Source organism: Haladaptatus salinisoli (assembly GCF_020614375.1).
In the GTDB taxonomy this organism is placed as follows: Archaea; Halobacteriota; Halobacteria; order Halobacteriales; family Haladaptataceae; genus Haladaptatus; species Haladaptatus salinisoli.
This window is the reverse complement of record NZ_CP085327.1, coordinates 2346091-2365403: the sequence shown is the minus strand read 5'-3', so window position 1 is coordinate 2365403 and position 19313 is coordinate 2346091. Positions and strand designations below refer to the sequence as shown.

General features: G+C 65.2%; 21 protein-coding genes and 1 pseudogene. 15 read left to right on the top strand and 7 right to left on the bottom strand.

The window, feature by feature from the left end; genetic code table 11:
• Positions 1–79 precede the first annotated feature (79 nt).
• Entirely contained in the window at positions 80–583 is a 504-nt protein-coding gene (locus LIX00_RS12915) for a GNAT family N-acetyltransferase (protein WP_227353596.1), read from the top strand.
• 9 nt (positions 584–592) lie between these two features.
• Here the strand turns inward: LIX00_RS12915 and LIX00_RS12910 are convergent, their stop codons facing one another.
• A complete protein-coding gene (locus LIX00_RS12910; RefSeq protein ID WP_227353595.1) occupies positions 593–1069 on the bottom strand; it encodes a hypothetical protein in 477 nt (158 codons plus the stop codon).
• An 82-nt stretch (positions 1070–1151) separates the two neighbouring features.
• Here LIX00_RS12910 and LIX00_RS12905 point away from each other — a divergent pair, with 82 nt between their 5' ends.
• From LIX00_RS12905 to LIX00_RS12890, 4 genes are all read left to right on the top strand, one after another.
• A complete protein-coding gene (locus LIX00_RS12905) occupies positions 1152–2681 on the top strand; it encodes an amidohydrolase (protein ID WP_227353594.1) in 1530 nt (509 codons plus the stop codon).
• On the top strand, positions 2682–2834 hold the full coding sequence (locus LIX00_RS12900; protein WP_227353593.1) for a hypothetical protein: 153 nt from the start codon (positions 2682–2684) through the stop codon (positions 2832–2834).
• An 82-nt stretch (positions 2835–2916) separates the two neighbouring features.
• Positions 2917–3669 (top strand): inositol monophosphatase family protein, encoded by a 753-nt coding sequence (locus LIX00_RS12895; protein ID WP_227353592.1) that lies wholly within the window; start codon positions 2917–2919, stop codon positions 3667–3669.
• 124 nt (positions 3670–3793) lie between these two features.
• Positions 3794–3988, top strand: a complete 195-nt coding sequence (locus LIX00_RS12890) for an HVO_0649 family zinc finger protein (protein ID WP_227353591.1) — start codon at positions 3794–3796, stop codon at positions 3986–3988.
• Here LIX00_RS12890 and gpmI read toward each other — a convergent pair.
• The 3 genes from gpmI to LIX00_RS12875 all read right to left on the bottom strand — a co-directional run bounded on the left by gpmI (position 3985) and on the right by LIX00_RS12875 (position 6720).
• The gene (gene gpmI / locus LIX00_RS12885) at positions 3985–5502 is read right to left on the bottom strand and encodes a 2,3-bisphosphoglycerate-independent phosphoglycerate mutase (RefSeq protein ID WP_227353590.1); all 1518 of its coding nucleotides are present in this window, start codon (positions 5500–5502) and stop codon (positions 3985–3987) included. The genes LIX00_RS12890 and gpmI overlap by 4 nt on opposite strands.
• Positions 5503–5570: 68 nt before the next feature.
• A complete protein-coding gene (locus LIX00_RS12880; protein ID WP_227353589.1) occupies positions 5571–6023 on the bottom strand; it encodes an ester cyclase in 453 nt (150 codons plus the stop codon).
• A 295-nt stretch (positions 6024–6318) separates the two neighbouring features.
• A complete protein-coding gene (locus LIX00_RS12875; protein WP_227353588.1) occupies positions 6319–6720 on the bottom strand; it encodes a VOC family protein in 402 nt (133 codons plus the stop codon).
• A gap of 133 nt (positions 6721–6853) precedes the next feature.
• Here LIX00_RS12875 and LIX00_RS12870 point away from each other — a divergent pair, with 133 nt between their 5' ends.
• Complete coding sequence (locus LIX00_RS12870) at positions 6854–7465, top strand: TetR/AcrR family transcriptional regulator (RefSeq protein WP_227353587.1); 612 nt, start codon at positions 6854–6856, stop codon at positions 7463–7465.
• A 245-nt stretch (positions 7466–7710) separates the two neighbouring features.
• Here the strand turns inward: LIX00_RS12870 and LIX00_RS26120 are convergent.
• Positions 7711–7899, bottom strand: a pseudogene (locus tag LIX00_RS26120) (helix-turn-helix transcriptional regulator); the annotation flags it as partial.
• A gap of 190 nt (positions 7900–8089) precedes the next feature.
• On the opposite strand from LIX00_RS26120, the gene LIX00_RS12865 reads away from it, so the two are divergent.
• Both LIX00_RS12865 and LIX00_RS12860 read left to right on the top strand, forming a co-directional pair.
• Complete coding sequence (locus LIX00_RS12865; RefSeq protein ID WP_227353586.1) at positions 8090–8392, top strand: hypothetical protein; 303 nt, start codon at positions 8090–8092, stop codon at positions 8390–8392.
• Positions 8393–8458: 66 nt separating this feature from the next.
• Positions 8459–9709, top strand: a complete 1251-nt coding sequence (locus tag LIX00_RS12860) for a DNA double-strand break repair nuclease NurA (protein WP_227353585.1) — start codon at positions 8459–8461, stop codon at positions 9707–9709.
• Here the strand turns inward: LIX00_RS12860 and LIX00_RS12855 are convergent.
• Positions 9703–10038, bottom strand: a complete 336-nt coding sequence (locus LIX00_RS12855) for a DUF7113 family protein (protein ID WP_227353584.1) — start codon at positions 10036–10038, stop codon at positions 9703–9705. The genes LIX00_RS12860 and LIX00_RS12855 overlap by 7 nt on opposite strands.
• Before the next feature lie 154 nt (positions 10039–10192).
• Here LIX00_RS12855 and LIX00_RS12850 point away from each other — a divergent pair, with 154 nt between their 5' ends.
• Positions 10193–12001 carry an ATP-binding protein gene (locus LIX00_RS12850; RefSeq protein ID WP_227353583.1) on the top strand — a complete coding sequence of 603 codons (1809 nt, stop codon included), beginning with the start codon at positions 10193–10195 and terminating at the stop codon, positions 11999–12001.
• A 128-nt stretch (positions 12002–12129) separates the two neighbouring features.
• The gene (locus tag LIX00_RS12845) at positions 12130–12558 is read left to right on the top strand and encodes a universal stress protein (RefSeq protein WP_227353582.1); all 429 of its coding nucleotides are present in this window, start codon (positions 12130–12132) and stop codon (positions 12556–12558) included.
• A 70-nt stretch (positions 12559–12628) separates the two neighbouring features.
• Here the strand turns inward: LIX00_RS12845 and LIX00_RS12840 are convergent, their stop codons facing one another.
• A complete protein-coding gene (locus LIX00_RS12840; protein ID WP_227353581.1) occupies positions 12629–13708 on the bottom strand; it encodes a KaiC domain-containing protein in 1080 nt (359 codons plus the stop codon).
• A gap of 173 nt (positions 13709–13881) precedes the next feature.
• Here LIX00_RS12840 and LIX00_RS12835 point away from each other — a divergent pair, with 173 nt between their 5' ends.
• From LIX00_RS12835 to LIX00_RS12815, 5 genes are all read left to right on the top strand, one after another.
• Positions 13882–14706: an NAD(+)/NADH kinase gene (locus LIX00_RS12835; protein ID WP_227355703.1), complete on the top strand. Its 825-nt coding sequence runs from the start codon at positions 13882–13884 to the stop codon at positions 14704–14706.
• Positions 14707–14754: 48 nt separating this feature from the next.
• A complete protein-coding gene (gene mptA / locus LIX00_RS12830; protein ID WP_227353580.1) occupies positions 14755–15711 on the top strand; it encodes a GTP cyclohydrolase MptA in 957 nt (318 codons plus the stop codon).
• Between the two features lie 162 nt (positions 15712–15873).
• Positions 15874–17238 carry an NAD(P)/FAD-dependent oxidoreductase gene (locus tag LIX00_RS12825; protein WP_227353579.1) on the top strand — a complete coding sequence of 455 codons (1365 nt, stop codon included), beginning with the start codon at positions 15874–15876 and terminating at the stop codon, positions 17236–17238.
• Positions 17239–17335: 97 nt separating this feature from the next.
• Positions 17336–18505: an inorganic phosphate transporter gene (locus tag LIX00_RS12820; RefSeq protein WP_227353578.1), complete on the top strand. Its 1170-nt coding sequence runs from the start codon at positions 17336–17338 to the stop codon at positions 18503–18505.
• A gap of 115 nt (positions 18506–18620) precedes the next feature.
• Positions 18621–19268 carry a DUF5828 family protein gene (locus tag LIX00_RS12815; RefSeq protein ID WP_227353577.1) on the top strand — a complete coding sequence of 216 codons (648 nt, stop codon included), beginning with the start codon at positions 18621–18623 and terminating at the stop codon, positions 19266–19268.
• The last annotated feature ends 45 nt before the right edge of the window (positions 19269–19313 follow it).

Sequence of the window (19313 nt, the reverse complement as noted above, 5' to 3'; positions counted from 1 at the left end):
GAGTCGCAGGCCCACCCCCTAACAGTTGCTCATTCGACCGAGCCGTCAACGATTTGTCTCCCGTCCGAGAACGACCACCATGGAAACGAGGGGAGCGACGGCGACCGACGTTCCGGAGATCCGTCGGATCGCGCGCGAAGCGGTGGGCGAAGCGTACGATTTCCTCCCGAAGAGAGAGCGCGAAGCGACCGCGAGGGAGCGGTTCAGCGACGAACGACTCGAATCGGCGATGGCGGACGACGACGCGGTGCTCGTCGCCGCCGTCGACGGCGGCGACCTCGTCGGCTTCGCGCACGTCGACGCGGCCACCCGGGTCGATTCCGTCGGCGAAGGGGTCTTGCGGGGACTCTACGTCGCGCCGAACCGGTGGCGGGAAGGTATCGGCACCGCCCTCCTCGAGGCGGTCGAGGACTCGATTCGGGAGCGCGGATTCACGCAGCTATCGGTACCCGTTCTCGCCGACAACGAGCGGGGGAGGCGGTTCCTGGAGTCGAACGACTTCGAAAAGATAGAAGAACGGGTCGAAGACCTGTTCACGGGCGGCACCGCGCCGCAACTCGTCTACTATCACGACTTCGCGTAGCCTCCGTTCTCACCGACTCGTGACGTTCACCCGGCGGACGACTTCGCCGTCGTGGACGACCGTGAGCGCGAACGATTCGTGCGGGCCGCCGTCCGGAACCCGGACGGTCGCGGTGTAGTTCGCCAGCGCGGCGCAACCGCGTTCCGGTTTCTTCGCTGTTCGACGGCTGGAAACCCGAAGCGTGTAGTTCCCCCAACCGGTTTCCGTCAAGTTCGGCGCGTCGAGCACGTAGGACGCGTCCGGGACGCTCACGTTTCCGGAGACGGCGATATACCGCCGTCCGTCCTCGTTTTTCGTTTCGACTTCGACGTGGTGCGCGGGCGATTTGGCGCAGTTGCCGCCGGTAGCTGACGACCCGACGAGTTTCGGCTCTTCGGGCTTCTTCTCGGAGACGATGTCGGTCGTCTTCCGACCGAGGAAGCCGGTGTCGCTGCAACCGGCGAGGAGGACGAAAACGGCGAGAACGACGGAGAACTTCGAGGGCATCGATTCTGTAGTCGTACTGAGAATTTAAATCGCTTCTGCCGAACCCCGAACAGTTATCGCCGTCGGAACACACCACGGAACCATGACAGCGCCAGCGGATCTGATTCTCACCAACGCGGAGGTACACAGTCTCACTGACCCCGACGAAACGGCGGAGGCGGTGGCCGTCCGCGACGGGGAGATAGTTCGCGTGGATTCGGCGTACGAGGTCGGCTTTCTGGAGGGCGTCGAAACCGAGGTCGTCGACCTCGGTGGGCGCGTCCTCCTGCCGGGGTTCGTCGACGCGCACACCCACATGGCGACGGTCGGGAGCTACCTCGTCAACGCCGACCTCTCGGACGCCGACTCGCCCGCCGACTGCGTGGACCTGCTCGCCGAACTGGACGACCGCGAGTGGATACTCGGCTACGGGTTCGACGAGAGCACGTGGGACGAATCGCGCTACCTGACCCGCGACGACCTCGACGCCGTGAGCGAGACGCGACCGGTCGTCGCCTTCCGGGAGGACATGCACATCGCCGCCGTCAACGGCGAAGTGCTCGCGCGACTCGGCGACGAGATGCCGGACGAGGACGTGAAAACGGAGAACGGCGAGGCGACCGGCGTCATCGTCGAGGACGCCGTCGAAGCGGTTTACGAGGCCATCGAACCCGACGCCGAGACGATGCGCGAACTCCTGCTCGCGGCGCAGCGAGACGCGAACGAGAAGGGCGTCACCGGCGTCCACGACATGGTGCGTCGGTCGCGCGCGCCGGAGGTGTACCGGGAACTCGACCTCGACGGCGACCTCACCCTGCGGGTGCGGCTCAACTACTGGAGCGACCACGTCGAGGCGGTCGAGGAGGTCGGACTCCGGACGAATCACGGGAGCGAGTTCGTCCGAACGGGCGCGATAAAGACGTTCACCGACGGGAGTTTCGGCGGACGAACCGCGAAGCTCTCCGAGCCCTACGCCGACGGCGACGGAACCGGACAGTGGGTCGTCCCGCCCGAGGAACTCGACGAACTCGTCGCCCGCGCCGACGACGCCGGATTGCAGGTCACGGCGCACGCAATCGGCGACGAGGCCATCGGAGCCGCCCTCGACGCGTTCGAGGCGACCGACGACCCGCGCGCGATGCGCCACCGCGTCGAGCACGTCGAACTCGCGACCGACGAGCAGGTCGAACGCTTCGCCGAGTCCGGCGTCGTCGCCTCCGTTCAGCCGAACTTCCTGAAGTGGGCGCGGGCGGGCGGTCTGTACGACGACCGACTCGGCCCGGAACGCAGGGAGCGAACGAACCGATTCCGAACCCTGCTCGATTCGGGGGCCGCGCTCGCGTTCGGGAGCGACTGCATGCCCCTCGACCCGCTGCTCGGGGTTCACCACGCCGTCAACGCGCCCGTCGAATCACAGCGACTCTCCGTGACCGAGGCGCTCCGCGCGTACACGCTCGGGGCGGCCTACGCCGGGTTCGACGAGAACCGACTCGGAACCGTCGAGGAGGGCAAGAAGGCGGACTTCGTCGCGCTCGACCGCTCGCCGTGGGAGACGCCGGACGACATCGAGACCATCGACGTGGCGATGACGGTCGTGGACGGCGACGTGGTGTTCGACGGACGGAACGACTAAATGACGCTCGTCAGCGTCCGCCGGTTCGTCGCCGTCACGCCGCTCTCGTCGGACGCGGTGGCGGTCGCGGAACCGGTTCTGACGGTCGGTACCCTGCACCTGTACGGCTGCCTGCTCATGCTCGTCGGATGCGTCCGACACGTCCGTCGGTGACGTTCGTCGAGGTTTCGTCGGTTTTCTCGCGTCCGTCGGAACGAACCGGGGTAGATTTGACGCTCGGGTGAAACGTATTCGTATGAACTCGTTCGAGGAAACGGCGGTTCGGGCGTGTCGAACCGCGGGCGAGTACCTCGTCGCGGAGTTCGAGCGCGAATCGCACGACGCGGAACACGGGGCGGACGACGTGAAAGCGACGGCGGACCGCGAGGCGGAGCGTCGAATTCTCGAAATCCTGACCGCCGCCTATCCCGACCACGCCGTCTTCGCCGAGGAGTCCGGCGAACTGTCGGGCGAGAGTTCCTACCGCTGGGTCGTCGACCCGCTGGACGGGACGAACAACTTCTGTTCGGGCATCCCGTACTTCGGGAGCGCCATCGCGTTGCTCCGCGAGGACGACCCCGTCCTCTCGGTCGTCCACGAACCGCTCCACCGTCACACCTACGTCGCCCGCGACGGGCGGGCCACGTTCGACGGCGAACCGACGCGCGCCGAAAGCAGCGTGGCGAGCGACCACGCGACGGTGTCGTTCGTCCTCGGTCTCGACGCGGTACGGGACGACGACCTCCGGGCGCGAACCGCGGACCTCGACGAGACGCTCGCGGGGCGCTGCAAGCGAGTTTGGAAGAGTTGGGCACCCGTCCTCGACTGGGGCCTGCTCGCTCGCGGAAAGCTCGAAGCGGTCGTCTGCTTCCGTCCGGACGAGGTGGAACAACACGCCGGATGGCTGCTCGCGGAAGCGAGCGGCGCTCGGTTGGCGAACGAGGGCGACCTGTTCCTCGCGGCGGCGAGCGACGAGGTGTTCGCGGACTTGCACCGGGCGCTGTTCTGATTCGCGGCCGGGTGGGAGAGGGAGCGGGTGCGGTCGAGCCTACCGCCATCGTGACGTGCGCCGACAAAAGATAACTGCCAGAATAATCGTTACAATTATGTCGTGCTGTGACATAGCTTGCCACATGGCGGTCGACCAGAGCCGTTCCCCCTTCGTCAAGCTACGCAAACACTACGAGAAGACGGAGCGGAGGTGTCCGAAGTGCGGTTTCGTGGACGACGAAGGCGAGTGGCGCGTCACCGCGCGCGGCGGGGAGGTTCACTACCAGCACATCTGCCCGCGCTGCGACGCCATCGACACGCGGGTGCTCCGCTACTAGCGAAGGAGCGGCTCGCCCGTCATCGCCTCCGGTCGTTCCACCCCGATGACCGACAGGAGCGTCGGCGCGAGGTCGCACAGCGACCCGCCCTCCCTGACCGTTCTGCCGCCGTCGCTCCCGTCCGGCGAGAGGTAGACGAGGGGAACGAGATTGTACGTGTGAGCCGTGTGCGGGTTCTCCGGCGTCCCCATGTCGTCGGCGTTGCCGTGGTCCGCCGTGATGAAGACGTGCGCGCCGTGGGCTTGGAGCGTCTCCACGAGCCGCCCGAGTTGCTCGTCCACCGCCTCGACCGCGGCGACCGCGGCGTCGAAGTCGCCGGTGTGGCCGACCATGTCCGGGTTCGCGTAGTTCAGCACGAGCACGTCGGGGTCGTCCGAATCGACGACCGAGATGGCCGTGTCGGTCACCTCCTCTGCGCTCATCTCGGGTTTCAGGTCGTACGTCGGCACGTCCGGACTCTCGACGATGCGGCGTATCTCGCCGTCGAACTCGCCCTCGCGCCCGCCGTTCAGGAAGTAGGTGACGTGGGCGTACTTCTCCGATTCGGCGATGCGGAGCTGGGTCAGTCCGTTCGCCGCGAGCACCTCGCCGAGCGTATCCTCGGGCTGGTGCGGCGGGAACGCGACCGGCAGGTCGAACTCCTTGTCGTACTGCGTGAACATCACGAACCGCACGTCCGGCGGATGCGTCTCGAACTCCCAGACGGGGTCGATGTCGGCGACCATCCGCGTGAGCTGTCGGGCGCGGTCGGAGCGGAAGTTGAAGAATATCACCGCGTCGCCGTCGTCGAGCGCGGGGCCGCCGGAGACGAGCGTCGGCTCGACGAACTCGTCCGTGTCGCCGCGTTCGTAGGACTCGCGGACCGCGTCGACCCCGGTTTTCGCCTCGTGTTCGGCCTCGCGGTTCACGATGGCGTCGTAGGCGCGCTTCGTGCGTTCCCAGTTCTGGTCGCGGTCCATCGCGTAGTAGCGCCCGGAGACGGTGGCGACCTCGCCGGTCCCACGCTGGTCGACGACGCCTTGTAACTCGCCGAGGAACTCCTCCCCGCTCTCGGGCGGCGTGTCGCGCCCGTCGGTGAACGCGTGGGTGACCGCCTCGACGTCGCGGTCCGCGGCGAGTTCTATGAGCGCGTAGAGGTGTTCCTGGTCGGAGTGGACGCCGCCCTCGCTGACGAGCCCCGTGAAGTGGACGCGCCCGTCGTTCTCGCGGGCGTACTCGAACGCCCCGTCGATGGCCTCGTTCTCGCCGAGTTCGCCGGCCGTGATGGCGTCGCTGATGCGGGTGTACTCCTGTTTCACCACTCGCCCCGCGCCGATGTTGAGGTGGCCCACCTCGCTGTTGCCCATCTGGCCTTCCGGCAGACCGACCCGGCGACCGGTCACGTTGAGCGTCCCGTACGCCCCCTCGCGTGCGAAGCGGTCGAAGTTCGGCGTGTCGGCGGCTTCGATGGCGTTTCGACCGCCGTCCTCGCTTCCCAGTCCCCATCCGTCGAGCACGATGAGTCCCGCTTTCATGGGCGAATCGTCGTCGGCCCGCGGTAACTATCCTTCGACCGAACGCGGTCGGCCGGCGGACGACCGACTCAGTCGTCCGCCGGCGGGGCGTCGGAAAAGAGGTCCTCCGGAACCGCTCCGATCTGCATGAGCATACCCAGTATATTGACTTCCGACCAGGTCTCGGCGAGCTTTCCGTCCTCGAAGCGATTGATGTCGATTCCCGTGACGGTTACCTCCTCGTTCGTCGGCTCGATCCCCGCCATCTCCCCGGTGTGAGCGCCCCGCTGCGTCCAGCGCGCGACGACGTAGTCGTCCGTCGAAATCAGCTGATCTATCTCGATCGGACCGTCCACGGTGCCGGCACCCATCTCGGCCATCTCCCGATAGCCCTCGGGACCGCGAACCGGTTCGGGCATGGACGGGTCGTGGAGGGCGTAGTCGTCGGCGACGAGTTCGTCGATGACGTCGAAGTCGTGTTTCTCCCAGACCTCTTCGGTGATACGCCGGTGAAGTTTCTCGTTGTCTTGTGTTGTCGTCATGGCTCTACCTCGTCTCAACGGACGCTCCGCGAGGGCTTAGTTATGAGAGCGTGGTTCGGCGGTACGAGGGCGCGGAACCGCGTAATCCGGTCTTGCCGCTTCGTTCCGTTAGTTCGGATCGGTTTTGAACGATTCCCCTCCCGTCCCACGAACGAGAATCGGCGGGGCGAACTCGTTGTTTCGCGTTCAAACGTACGCTGTCGAGAACGTCGCCTCACGAGGCGCCCTATTTAACGTTACACAACGGAACGATGCTCTAGAAAAGGATTCGGAAGTAGTGATCTCGTCGGTTGTTTTATCGAGCGTAGGGGCGTTCTTGAAGTACGATCTCGTTTCCGTCCGGATCCGTCGCGACGGCCTGGACGCCCCAATCCATCTCCTGGGGTTCACTCCGAAATTCTACGTCGCGTGATCGAAGTTCTTCGTACGTTCGTCGACAGTCGTCGACCTCGTAGATCAACCCCCAATCTTGACCAATTTGTTCGGTAAGTCGGTCCCGTTCCTCATCGCCAAATCCGTCCGGGGAAATGAGGATGAGTTCAGTCCGATTCTTTCCATCCGGAGCGACTGTAACGAACCGGCCGTGCGGTCCGGGGTGATCACCTGTTTTCTTCAAACCGAGCTTCTCGGTGTAGAACTCGATCGCGGCATCTTGATCTTCTACTACGCGGGTTACCATCGAGAGGTTCTCAATCATTTCTGGATCTCCACTGTCTGCCAAGTTTAGCCGCTTGGCTAAATCCGAGTAGGTCGTTTACTGGTATAACCTTTGCGACCCACAGCGGCGACAAAGCCGTATGTTAACCTTCGTGCGGCAGTTATAGCGAAATATGCCAGAACCAGGGGATTCGTTTTGGGATGAATTCGAAACGGAAGAGATGATTATGGAGGCAACGGTCTGGGTGCTGGCAGAAGAGGGTTACCAGAACCTTACCCTCCGAAAGGTGGCAGAACGAGCGGGTAAAAATCGAGGATTGGTGCACTATTACTTCGAGTCGAAAGACGATCTGCTGCGGTCGTTGCTCGATCACATCCTTGAAGGAATGCAACGCCTAATAGGGATCGACGAGGAGGACGGTCCGCTAGAACAGCTATGGACCGCGCTGAACTTCTTTGCGTACGGACCGAACGGAGTCGACGAGCACGGTCGGCATTACTATCTGGCTATCAACCAATTACAAGCCCTCGCGGCGTACGACGCGGAACTTCGTCGGCAGTTCACCAGAAACCACCGGTACAGAATCGACCTCCTCGCAGATATCATCGAAGAGGGTATTCGCAACGAGACGTTCCGTCCGGTGGATCCAGAAGCAACTGCGACCTTTTTGATAGCAGCGGTCGACGGAGCGCAAAACGCGGATTTGTCCCTTGACGTCGATACGGCCCGTGAGACGACGTTAGAGATCATCGATCAAGTGTTCCGGAAAAGTATCGTGAGATAACATTATGGGCGGGGTTGGTCCGTTAGTTCTGAAACGTCTCGGGTGATTTTAATGTTACTTGCCGTCTGTAAGGGTGAGGCTGTCGAATTTCTCGTACGCTGGAGGGAAAGGGTGGAGACTGATCTCGTGCATCGATTGGTCGATGACTTTCGGGCGGCTAGCGACGAATCCGTTCGGCTCACTGTGATGGCTGACAAGACGCGAGTGACCATCGCCCAGCATGCGAGGACGATTGGTCGCCGAGACTCAGGGTGAAACAGCCCCGACCGGTGCCAAACGATCCGGCAATCGAAATACGCCGCCAGTTCGAGCGACGGGTCGTGTCGTCCCTTTTCGATCGCATTGCTCGTCTGTCGCGAGACGTCGACTTCGGTCGCCGGTTCCTTCTGTTCGAGATCCCGCTTTGCCAGCCAAACTTTCAGCGCGGTTTCCAAAAATTTACCTCCGAGTCACATCCGTCGTTTACGCGGGGCGCAGCCCGCAGTCTGGAGTAAGAGCGGCGGAACCGACCGATCCGTCACCCTGCGGAACTTCCAAACCGTCGATTGTCGGTTCTCCAGAAAACGTTCCGCAGTAATCCGTCACCAATGGGACTTATCTCTCCCGACGGTAAATGAGCGAACGATGGAATTTCCGTTCGGCACGGGCGCGCTTTGGACCGCGCTCTTGATCGCCCTCGGGGCGATACTCGCGGGCACCACCGTCCGACGGTACCGAACCCGAGGGCACGCCGCCTACCGCTCGCTCAGCGGCGCGTTCCTCGGCTTCGCCGGGGGAATCGAACTCAGCGTGGCGCACGGCAACCTTCCGGACGGGTCGATACCGAACGCCTCCGTCATCGTCCTCTGCGGATTCGCGGGACTCTCGTTCGCGTACGGCGTCATCGTCCGACGAAGACGCGACGAACGCGCGACTCCGGGCGAGTAGTTCGATGCGCACCCGAACGGTTCCGAAAGGCGACCTTTTTTCGGGGTCGGGTGGGATGGGGCGTGCATGACTCTCGACCCCGTTCACTTCGACGGTATCGCCGAACTGGCCGACAGGATAGATTACGAGGGGGAAGAGCGCAACCACCAGGAACTCGCCCGAAACGTGTGGGAGAACTACCTCGACCCGCTCTACCACGACGGGAAGGAGATCCTTCGACCGCTCGGGGAACTGCGACGGCGGTGCGCGAACGTCGAGGAACTCGCCCTCGAAGCCGAGCAGTTCCCGACCATGCACGGTCTCGACTCGGGGAGCATCAACCCGAAGGTGTTCAAAAACGGGCTGGTGGTCGACGTCGCCCACGCGGCGATGAGTCGCACGCCGTCCGACCTCGACCTCCACGACTCCCGGACGGTCGTCAAGGCGATTCACACGAACGACGTCTCGCGCGAGTTCGGCAGCGAGTGGGAGTCCTACGGCGAGGGGAGCAAGCGTCGCATCGTCCACGCGCCGCGCAGGGACGAGCACGAACAGGAGATCGTCCACGCGCTCGCGCTGTACCGCGCCGAGAGTCGCCACGCGCTCGACCACGCCGACGAAGTCGACGACTTCCTGCTGCTGGACGGACCGGTGTACCCGAAAGGTATCATCCGCTGGCGCGACCGCGGCGCGGTGCTCCCCGACCTCTTCGAGGAGTCCGAGGAGATACGAACCATCCTCGAAAACTACGTTCGACTGGTCGAGCGGTTCGCCGAGCGCGACGTACCGCTCGCGGGGTTCGTCAAGAACATCTCCGCGAAGTCGATAATCCGAACGCTCCGGGAGAAAAAGGTGAACACGCCGTGGGCGCACGACGCCGCGTTCTTCTCGCAGGTTCTCGAACGCGGCGAGTACGTCGACGGGGAGTACGAGCGACGGACCGACGATTTGACGCTGACGAACTGGTTCGTCTCCCGGGCGGGGTCGGACGCCTTCTTCGGAAGCGACGAGGCGGACCGCTACGTCGAACGGAAGTTCGCTCCGGAGCGGTACGAGGTGACGTTCTGCGTCGTCTACGATCCCCGGCGCGACCTGCTCTACAAGGTCGAAGCGCCGCGCGTCTTCACGGACGACGAGGACCGGCGGCGGCGAATCGAGCGACAGGTTCTTCGGGAGGTCGCCGTCGCGCAGGGGCCCCCGCTGGTCATCTCGAAGGCCGATTCGCTGGCCAGAATCGGCCGAAACAGCGCGTTGTCGTTGATAAAGAGCTTCGAAGCGTCGTTCGAGAGCGAACTGGACGGGAACTACAACGACATCCGGTGGGGCCTCAACTACTGAGGGTCGTTCTTCTCCACCGTGACCTCCACGTCTTCGGCGTCGATACCGATTCGCGCGAACTGCGTTCGGACGTGGTCTTCCGCGGCGTCGAGCGCCTGCTCCCGGGTGTCGAACCCGCGCGGCATCGGCGTCTCGAACGCGACGTTGACCTCCTTTCCGGCGATGGTCTGAGCGCTGCCGCCGCTCTCGACCTGATAGAACTCGTCGCAGACCCACACGTAGGGGGCGTCCTCGTTCGGCGCACCTTTGAACCTGGGGGCGCGCTCGCCCCGCTCGTACACCGTCCCCGTCAGGGTCGTTCCCCCCGCCTCGCCGCGAACGAGTAGCATGGGTTGAGGTACGGCGCGGAGCGGTAAAAGGAAAGTGGGGGCCTCTCGCGAGGGTCGTCGCCGACCGACTGTCACATTTCCGTCGCGTCCGAACTCGCACCTCGTCTCGAAATCGTGCGAAAAGTGTTTCACGTGCGACCGAGATGGCAGGCGCATGAGCGATTTAAGTAACTTCGAAGACTTCGGGAACGATTCCGGCGACGAAGGGGAACGGAGCGCGCCGGAGACCGAAGGAAAAGACGGGCGGGGAGCGGACGAGTTCGAGCGCGTCGAACTCGACCCGGTCGGTGACGACCGCGGTATCGGCAGTCTCGCGGTGTCCGAGGGGTTGGCGATAGGCGAAGACGGCGACGAAACCTGCCTCCGCGCCTACGTGACCGCGCCGAACCGCGGCGACGTGCGAATCGGGAAGTACCTGCTCGTCCCCTACCCGGACGGCGAGAAACTGTTCTGTCGCATCACGACGCTGGAGTACGCACAGGAGTTCCACAGCGACGACGCCACGGAGATTCACGCTCGGCGGGCGATGCGAAGCGAGTCGATAGACGAGACGGACTACAAGTTCATGGCGTCGCTGGAGCCCATCGCGGTGCTGTTCGAGGACGGGGGAGAGCTGAAACGGCGGATGACCGACCGCGTGCCGAAACCCGAAGCGGTCGTCCGGCGGGCCAGCGACAAGCGCGAGATAAAGACCGGGCTGAAGATTCCCGAGGAGGGCGTGTTCCTCGGCCACCTCTCGGTCGGCGGCGAGAAGGTTCGAACCGCGGCGGAACCGCCGACCATCGACTACCGCGTGAAGGACGATTACGAGTCGGGCGACCCGCTCGTCTTCCGGCACACGCTCGTCGCGGGCGGCACGGGGTCGGGGAAGACCCACGGCGCGAAGAACATCCTCCGCCAGTACCTGTCCGAGGCGCGCACCTATCCGATGGACGACGGGCGCGATGCTCGGATGGCCGTCGTCCAGTTCGACCCGCAGGACGAGTACGCCCAGATGCACGACGACAATCCCGAGGTCACGTCCGACGACGAGCGCGCGTGGGAACGCGGGGGCGTCTCGCACGGCGGGCACGACGGGACGGTCGCGTTCGTCCCGAAGGTCGGCGGCGAGTCGTACTCCGCGAGCCACCACGACGCGGAGCAGATCGAGTTCACGATTCCGTTCTCGATGGTCAAGGACAATCCGTGGCTCGTCGCGGGCGCGAAACTCAACGACAACCAGTACGGCGCGCTCCGCCTCCTGCTCAAGCGATTCTTCCGCAGTCGCGGCGACGGCGGGACGTACGAGGAGTTCCTCTCGTACCTCGACGACCCGGCGTTGCGCGAGGAACTGGACGAGAGCGGGCGGGTTCACGAGGCCACGTTCGACGCGGTGAAGCGGCGCGCCCTGTCGGTCCCCGGGAGCGTCTTCGACCAAGCCGCGGACTCGATAACCGAACTCGTCCCGCAGTTCGTCCGCGCCGGCCGGCTGTCGGTCGTTCCGACGTACCACCTGCCGACGAGTCGCGCGAAGGAGATGGTGGTGCTCGCGGTCGCCAGCCTGCTCGTCGACGAGAAGCTCTCGAACGCGCCGCGGTTCGACCGCATCAAGCGGACGCCGCTCGTCATCGGGATGGACGAGGCGCACAACTTCCTCTCGGACGCGGAGAGCGTGCAGGCCGAGAAGGTTATCGGGAAGTTCACGGAGGCGGCGAAGCAGGGACGCAAGGAGCGACTCGGGCTGTTCCTCATCACGCAAGATCCCCAGGACATCGCCGACTCCGTGTTCAAACAGATAAACACGACCGTCGTGCTGAATCTCGGCGACGAGGACGCCATCAAGAGCGTGAACATCCCGCCGAACCTGGAGAAGAAGGTTCCGTACATGGAGAAGGGCCAGATGGTCGTCTACTCGCCCGACAACTCGGAGCCGGTCGAGCTCATCGGACTCTCGAAGTGCGTCACCCGACACGGACGGGACTGAATCGAGGCGGAACCGAAGGGGGCGGATTCGGACGGGAGCGGATTCCTTCGGCGCGCTCGAAGCGAGTCGTCTTCAGCGCGTTCGGATGCGGACAAAACACTTTATCCGAGGCGCTCGTCGGTTCGTTCATGAGCAAACGCATTCTCGTGCCGATAGACGGATCGGAGCAGTCCGAGAAGGCGCTAGAATACGTGCTGACGGAGTTTCCCGACGGGGATATCACCGTCATCAACGTCATCGACCCCATCGACGTCGGTTACACCTCGACGGTCGGGATGCCGGGGTACTCGGAGGAGTGGTACGAGGAGTCCAAGGAGAGCGCCGAGGCGCTGTTCGAGGACGCGCAGGAGACCGCGGCCGAGTACGGCGCGACCCTCTCGACGACGACGGAACTCGGGCGGCCGGCCCAAGCAATCGTGGAGTACGCCGAGGAGAACGACTTCGACCAGATAATCATGGGGAGCCACGGGCGCTCGGGCGTCTCGCGCATCCTGCTCGGGAGCGTCGCGGAGACGGTCGTTCGGCGCTCGCCGATGCCGGTGACCGTCGTGCGGTGAGCGAGATTCGAGGGAACTTCGGGGCGATGGCGATTTCGGCAGCTTCGGCCCTCGACCGGGGAAAAGGTCGCTAGAAGAGATTCGCCTGCTGGTAGACGCTGATTCCCTCGTTCGTGATGTCGTAGGGCTTTATCTCGCGGGAGTGGTTCGCGTCCCGAATCTTCTGAATCTCGATGGCGAGGCGCGTCTCCCGGAAGTCGTCCGCGCCGCGGACGTACTGGAGGACGAACACGGCGTCGGTGAGGTACTCGATGATGCCGTGCCGGGAGGCGTAGGGATTGTCGTCGCTCGCCTCGCTCGTGAGCATGGTCGTCACGCCCGCCTCCTTCAGACTGCGGGTGAAGTCGTATATCTCGTTCCTGCGCGTCGCGCGGTCTTCGTACATCATCTCCAAGAGCGACACTGAGTCGAGGACGAGGCGCGTCGCGCCGAAGTCGCGGACGAGTTCCGGGAGCTCGCTCTGGATGCTCGACAGCGAGTTCGCCATCTCGATGGGGTCCACGTCGACGACTGCGAGCAGACCGTCCTCGACGTACCGGTCGTACGGCCAGCCCTTCTCCGTCGCGCTGTCGAGGATTCGCTCCCGGCTCTCTTCCAGCGTGATGTAGACGGCGTTCTCGCCGCGCGACAGCGCGCGGTCGAGAAACTGGAGTCCGAACGTCGTCTTCCCCGTCCCGGCGTTGCCGATGGCGACCATCAGCGTTCGCTCGGGAACGCCGCCCTGAATCATGCCGTCCAGACCCTCGATTCCGACGTCGACTCGCGGGATGTTCGACTCGAAGTCCTCGTCGTCGAATCCCCCGGCGTCGAGACCGCCGGCGTCGCCGAACCCGCCGCCGAAGTCCGGTTCGTCGTCGAGTCCCGTCCCCGGCGCGTTCCGAAACGCGGTCGCGAAGTCGTCGTCGAACAGCGGCGCGTCCCCGTCCGACCCCGTCGCGTCGTCGGTACCGAACGCCGTCGGCGCGCTCGCGCCGGCCGTCGCGGGATCGTCCGCGGGGACGTCGGTCGTTCCGTCCGCCGGCGGTTCCGAGGTGTCGTCCGCCATCGACTCCGGCGATTCCGGCGAATCATCGCCGTCGCCCTCGCTCTCGTCCTCGCTTCCGTCGTCCCGGCGGAGTGCGGCCTCGAACCAGTCGTCGTCCTCGGTCACGGCGTCACCACCCTCGGCCCGCACGGCTCCCGGACGCGACCCGCGCTGGTTCCGCTCGCGTTCACTGCGTCGGCCGGGCGGGGGACTATTCTCATCGTCCTGTCACTGGAACCCGGTGCAAATTAATGTTGGTGTCGGCGGCTTTTTGCGTGCCCGGAGAGAACGGGGGGGTGATGAACGTCGGCATCGTCGCCCAGAGAGGCAACGAGCGGGCCGCGACACTCGCAGAGCGACTGCGGGAGACGCTCCGAGACGAGGACGTGACGGTTCGCATCGACGCCGCGACCGCCGAGCGCCTGGACACCGACGGAGTTGACGTGTCGCGGATGGCCGAAAACGACCTCGTCGTGAGCATCGGCGGCGACGGGACGTTCCTCTTCGCCGCGAGCGGCGCGAAGGGCACGCCGATACTGGGCGTGAACCTCGGCGAAGTGGGGTTTCTCAACGCCGTCACGCCGGAGGACGCGGTCGACGAGGTGCGCACGGTCGTGGAGACGTACCGCGAGTCGGGCGAGATTCCGTCGCGGGAGGTTCCCCGACTTCGCGCGACGGGGGAAGGCGAGTGGTCGGTGCACCCCGCGCTGAACGAAATCGTCGTGCAGGGCGCACAGCGCGGACACGGACAGGGACTCGACTACGAGGTTCGCGTCCACGGCGTGCGGTACAGCGAGGGGCACGCGGACGGCGTGCTGGTCTCGACGCCGACCGGGAGCACGGCCTACAACCTCGGCGAGGGCGGTCCGCTGGTCCATCCCAGCGTGGGCGGATTGGTGCTCACGGAGATGTGCGGAACCGACCCCATGCCGCCGCTCGTGTTCGAACTGGGCTACGAGGTCGAGATTCGGGTGACGAACGCACCCTTCGCGGTGGTGGGAAGCGACGGAACGCAAGCCAGAATCGACCCGCCCGAGACGGTCACCGTCTCGCTCGCGTCGGAACCCGCCCGAATCGCCGGACCGTCGCCGAACTTCTTCGAGGCGCTCTCGAAACTGGACTGAGTGCCGGAAGCGCAAACCTCTAATTCCGCCTCTTACAACAGAGGGACAATGAAAGAGCAACTTCCCGACGTGCAGGCGACGGAACCCGACGTGACGGTCGGGCTGAACCGAGTCGGCGTGACGGGGGTCGAAAAGCTGGTCGAAATCGCCCGGCCCGACAAGCGACCCTACGTCCTGACCGCCGAGTTCGACGTGCTGGTCGACCTGCCGAGTTGGCGCAAGGGCGCGGACATGAGCCGGAACATGGAGGTCGTCGACGAGGTGCTCGAGGACGCCGTCAGCGAGCCGACCTACCGCGTCGAAGACGTCTGCGGCGACGCCGCGGAGCGCCTGCTGGAGAAGCACGACTACACGACGAAAGCCGAGGTCAGCATGGAAGCGGAGTTCATGGTGCGCGATACGACGCCCGAGAGCGAGCGTCCGACGCAGGCCATGGTGGACATCGTCGCCAGCGCCACGGCCACGGCGGAGGAGACGAAAGAGGAAATCGGGGCGCGCGTCACCGGCATGACGGTCTGTCCCTGTTCGCAGGGCATGATGAGCGGACGCGCGAGGGAGAAACTCCGCGACCTCGGCGTCGGCGAGCGGGAGGTCGCGGAGTTCCTGCGCGACGTGCCGCAGGCCGGACACTCCCAGCGCGGGCACGCCACGCTGACGGTCGAGAGCGCGGACGCGCCGGAGGTCGACCTCCACGAACTCATCGAGGTCGCGCGGGATTCGATGAGCGCGCGCATCTACAACCTCGCAAAGCGCCCCGACGAGGACCACATGACCTACCGGTCCCACGCCAACGCGAAGTTCGTCGAGGACTGCGTGCGCGACATGGCCCACGGCGTGGTCGAGTCGTTCCCCGACCTGCCGGACGACGCGGTGGTGACGATGAAACAGAGCAACGACGAGTCCATCCACCAGCACAACGCCCACGCCGAGCGGGTCGCGGAGGTCGGGACGCTCCGCGAGGAAGTCGCCGAGTCGGAAGGCGAAGCGGACGGTTCGTCGGAGTGACGGCGTCGGAAGTGCGGCGAACCGGGCGCGGGGAAAGCGTGCGCCGATTTTCGGAATCGCGACGGGGTACTCGCGCCGACGAATCGGTACCTGTAAGATAGCTGTACCTTTCAAATCGCGCGGTCGTAACACGTATTCCGCCGGGTGCCGAACCTGTCGCGCATGATAGGCATCGTCGGGGGAGGAATCGCCGGACTGGCAGCCGCCCGCCGCCTCCAACGGCACGGCTACGACGTGCAGGTGTTCGAAGCGAGCGACGAACTCGGCGGACTCGCCGCGACCTACGAGACGAACGGCGACCGCATCGAGAAGTTCTACCACCACCTCTCCGCGTCCGAGCAGACCATCATCGACCTCATCGAGGAACTCGGCCTCGGCGGCGACTTGGAGTGGCCCATCGGGAAGAACGCCTACTACGTCGACGGCGTCGTCCACCCGCTCGACAAGCCGTGGGAGATTCTGGCGTACCCGCACATGAGCGCCTACGACAAGTTCCGGTTGGCCCTGCTTACCCAGGAGATCGACGTTCGAGGCGGGATTCCGAAGTTCGATAGCTACGAGCGCCTCGAGGATTTCGAGGACGTTCCCATCAAGCGGTTCCTGCTCGAACACACCTCCCGCGGCGTCTACGAGAACTTCTTCGAACCGTTGCTCGACGCGAAGTTCGGGAGCAGAAAGGAGGACGTGAGCGCCGCGTGGCTCCTCGGACGAATCAAGTTCCGCGGGGAGCGCGACCTGCTTCGCGGCGAACCGCTGGGCTACCTCCGCGGCGGGTTCGGTCGGCTCATCGACGCGCTCGTCGAGGACGTCGGCGAGGAGAACATCACGACCGGCGTGCGCGTGACCGACCTCGACACCGAAGGCGGCGAGGTGCGGTCGCTCACGACGGAAGCGATGGGGACCACCGAGGTCGCGACCGCCGCCGACGGCGGGACGACCGAGACGCACGACGTGGACGACGTCGTCGTCGCGGCGATGCCGAACGTCCTCGAAGACCTGACCGGCTACGAGTGCGACATCGACTTCCAGGGTGCAGTCTGCGCGCTCGTGACGATGGAGGAGTCGCTCACCGACACCTACTGGCTCAACATCGGCCACGACGCGCCCTTCGGCGCGCTCATCGAACACACGAACTACGTCCCGCCGGAACGGTACGGCGGCGACCGCCTCCTCTACGTCGCGAGCTACATCCAGGATTACGCGGAGGACCTCTGGCAGATGAACGACGACGAGATAGAGGAGCTGTGGCTCGGCCACATCGAGGAGATGTTCCCCGACTGGAACCGCGACTCGGTGAAGGAGTTCCGCCTCGCGCGCAACCCCCGCGCCGCGCCCGTCTACGAGCGCGGCTATCTGGACATGGTCGTCCCCTTCGACCTCGGCGACGACATCGCCGACGGCGTCTACTACGCCGGGATGGCGAGCAAGGCGCAGTATCCGGAGCGCAGCCTCAACGGCGGCATCGTCGCGGGCTACGAGTGCGCCGACAGAATCGCCGGGAAGAAGGAAGTCGTGAGTCCGAGATAACCGAAAACCGTCCTCGGTCGGCGAGCGGTGCCGCGTCGTCGCCGAAAGGGCGATTCCGTGCGCGGATTTTTGACGGTTCGTCGCCAACGTGACATCCATGGTGGGGGTCGAGCGATTGCTCCTTCTGGTCGTCGGAGCGGCGGCCAGTTTCTTCATGGCGTGGACCGTCGGGGCGGGATGGACACCGTACGCTCCTAGCGTCGGTGCGCGAACGATGACGATAATGCGCGCGGCCTTCTTCACTGGCGCGTTCGGCATCGCGGGGGCGGTGTTACAGGGCGCGAACGTGACGGAAGCGATGGCGGCGGGGCTGATCGAAGGCGTGGCGATTTCGCCGACGGCGGCGGTTATCGCGCTCGTCGTCGCGGCGGGTCTCGTCGCGGTCGGCATCTTCGCGGGCTACCCGCTGGCGACCGCGTTCACCGCGACGGGGGCGGTCGTCGGGGTCGGACTCGCGCTCGGCGGGCGGCCGGCGTACGGGAAGTACGCGCAGATTCTGTCGCTGTGGATCGTAACGCCGTTCGTCTGCGGTGGAGGCGCGTACGGTCTCGCGCGACTGATTCGCCGCGACGACGTGCCCGACGAGTACACGATTCCGCTCTTCGGCGGACTCGTCGGGCTCATCCTCGCGAACTCGCCGTTCACCCTCCTCGCGCCCGCGGAAGGCGGCGCGTCCATCGCGGCGGTTCTCTCGGAGGAACTTCCCCTCTCGCCGACCGTCGGACTCGTCGGGGTGACGCTGGCGGTCGGCGCCGTCGTCGGACTGGTCCTGCTGGCGGAAGTTCGGGCGAGCGTCGGGCGGGGTCAGCGGCACCTGCTGTTCGGCATCGGCGCGCTCGTATCGTTCTCGGCGGGCGGCAGCCAAGTCGGACTCGCGGTCGGCCCGCTCGTCCCGATGCTCACGCCGCTCGAACTGCCGCTCCTCGTCGTCCTCGTTTTCGGCGGTCTCGGGGTCATGTTCGGCGCGTGGATGGGTGCGCCGCGGATGATAAAGGCGCTCGCTCGGGACTTCTCCTCGCTCGGGGCGCGGCGGGCGACCGCCGCGCTGATTCCGGCGTTCGCCATCGCACAGACCGCGGTGCTGTTCGGCGTGCCGGTCTCGTTCAACGAGATAATCGTGAGTTCGATCGTCGGAAGCGGCTACGCCGCGGGCGGGGAGCGAATCAGCAGGGCGAAAATCCTCTACACCGTCCTCGGCTGGATCGTCTCGCTGCTCCTCTCGTTCGTTCTGGCCTTCGGACTGCTGACGGCGGTGGAGACGTTGTGACCGCCCTCCCTTCGCCGGCACCGCGATGTTGCTTCGCCGCCGCGGATTACGCTAACGCCCTCTCCCTCGGGAATCGTCAAAAATGTAGAAACGACTGGCCGGCGTTCTCTGTACCATGGAAGAGAGCGTCGCGGGGTTCAAAGAGCGCGGGGACTGGGTCGCTATCGTCGAGCACGGCGAGCGCATCACGAGGGCCCTCGAAGAGGAAGGCGTCGACGGTTCGAATTTCGACGAGTGGAACGAGTGGCGGCCGAAGGTGCACGAACGCCTCGGCGAGGACGTAACGGAGAAGGCGGCGGAGCAGGCCAGCCCGTCGGAAGGGGAGGGCGAAAAGGCCGGGAAATCGCCGAGCGAGGACGTGAACGCGGCGGGGGACGAACTGAGAGACACGGTCGCCGAACTCGCGGAGGGCGACGTGGAAGACGCGATCGAGGAGGGACAGGAGTCCCTCGAACGCGCGACGCGGGCGGTGGACACGGCGGGGCGCAAAGCGCTGCGCACGGTCGAGGAGACGGTGTACAAACGCGTCATGACGAAGGTCTCGCCGGTGTACTTCGACAACGAACTCGTCAGCGCGAACGTCGAACGCACTCGCGACCGCGACGAGGGGTACGCGTTCGAGGTGAACGTCAACGACGACGACCTCAAAGACCGCGTCCGCGACCGCCTCGCCGAGTACGAGGGGGAAAAGCGGTGGCGGGGAGAGACCGAAAAGCGGACCGACTCGGTCGAGGCGGCGGAGGGAACCGAGTCGCTCGAGTGATTCGGTCGAAATCGCTCCACCGGTGGGGTCGCCACCGATCATCGA

Coding starts and splice junctions, on each gene's coding strand:
- LIX00_RS12915 (WP_227353596.1), top strand. CDS start 80: ATGGAAACGAGGGGAGCGACGGCGACCGACGTTCCGGAGATCCGTCGG.
- LIX00_RS12910 (WP_227353595.1), bottom strand. CDS start 1,069: ATGCCCTCGAAGTTCTCCGTCGTTCTCGCCGTTTTCGTCCTCCTCGCC.
- LIX00_RS12905 (WP_227353594.1), top strand. CDS start 1,152: ATGACAGCGCCAGCGGATCTGATTCTCACCAACGCGGAGGTACACAGT.
- LIX00_RS12900 (WP_227353593.1), top strand. CDS start 2,682: ATGACGCTCGTCAGCGTCCGCCGGTTCGTCGCCGTCACGCCGCTCTCG.
- LIX00_RS12895 (WP_227353592.1), top strand. CDS start 2,917: ATGAACTCGTTCGAGGAAACGGCGGTTCGGGCGTGTCGAACCGCGGGC.
- LIX00_RS12890 (WP_227353591.1), top strand. CDS start 3,794: ATGGCGGTCGACCAGAGCCGTTCCCCCTTCGTCAAGCTACGCAAACAC.
- gpmI (WP_227353590.1), bottom strand. CDS start 5,502: ATGAAAGCGGGACTCATCGTGCTCGACGGATGGGGACTGGGAAGCGAG.
- LIX00_RS12880 (WP_227353589.1), bottom strand. CDS start 6,023: ATGACGACAACACAAGACAACGAGAAACTTCACCGGCGTATCACCGAA.
- LIX00_RS12875 (WP_227353588.1), bottom strand. CDS start 6,720: ATGATTGAGAACCTCTCGATGGTAACCCGCGTAGTAGAAGATCAAGAT.
- LIX00_RS12870 (WP_227353587.1), top strand. CDS start 6,854: ATGCCAGAACCAGGGGATTCGTTTTGGGATGAATTCGAAACGGAAGAG.
- LIX00_RS12865 (WP_227353586.1), top strand. CDS start 8,090: ATGGAATTTCCGTTCGGCACGGGCGCGCTTTGGACCGCGCTCTTGATC.
- LIX00_RS12860 (WP_227353585.1), top strand. CDS start 8,459: ATGACTCTCGACCCCGTTCACTTCGACGGTATCGCCGAACTGGCCGAC.
- LIX00_RS12855 (WP_227353584.1), bottom strand. CDS start 10,038: ATGCTACTCGTTCGCGGCGAGGCGGGGGGAACGACCCTGACGGGGACG.
- LIX00_RS12850 (WP_227353583.1), top strand. CDS start 10,193: ATGAGCGATTTAAGTAACTTCGAAGACTTCGGGAACGATTCCGGCGAC.
- LIX00_RS12845 (WP_227353582.1), top strand. CDS start 12,130: ATGAGCAAACGCATTCTCGTGCCGATAGACGGATCGGAGCAGTCCGAG.
- LIX00_RS12835 (WP_227355703.1), top strand. CDS start 13,882: ATGAACGTCGGCATCGTCGCCCAGAGAGGCAACGAGCGGGCCGCGACA.
- mptA (WP_227353580.1), top strand. CDS start 14,755: ATGAAAGAGCAACTTCCCGACGTGCAGGCGACGGAACCCGACGTGACG.
- LIX00_RS12825 (WP_227353579.1), top strand. CDS start 15,874: ATGATAGGCATCGTCGGGGGAGGAATCGCCGGACTGGCAGCCGCCCGC.
- LIX00_RS12820 (WP_227353578.1), top strand. CDS start 17,336: ATGGTGGGGGTCGAGCGATTGCTCCTTCTGGTCGTCGGAGCGGCGGCC.
- LIX00_RS12815 (WP_227353577.1), top strand. CDS start 18,621: ATGGAAGAGAGCGTCGCGGGGTTCAAAGAGCGCGGGGACTGGGTCGCT.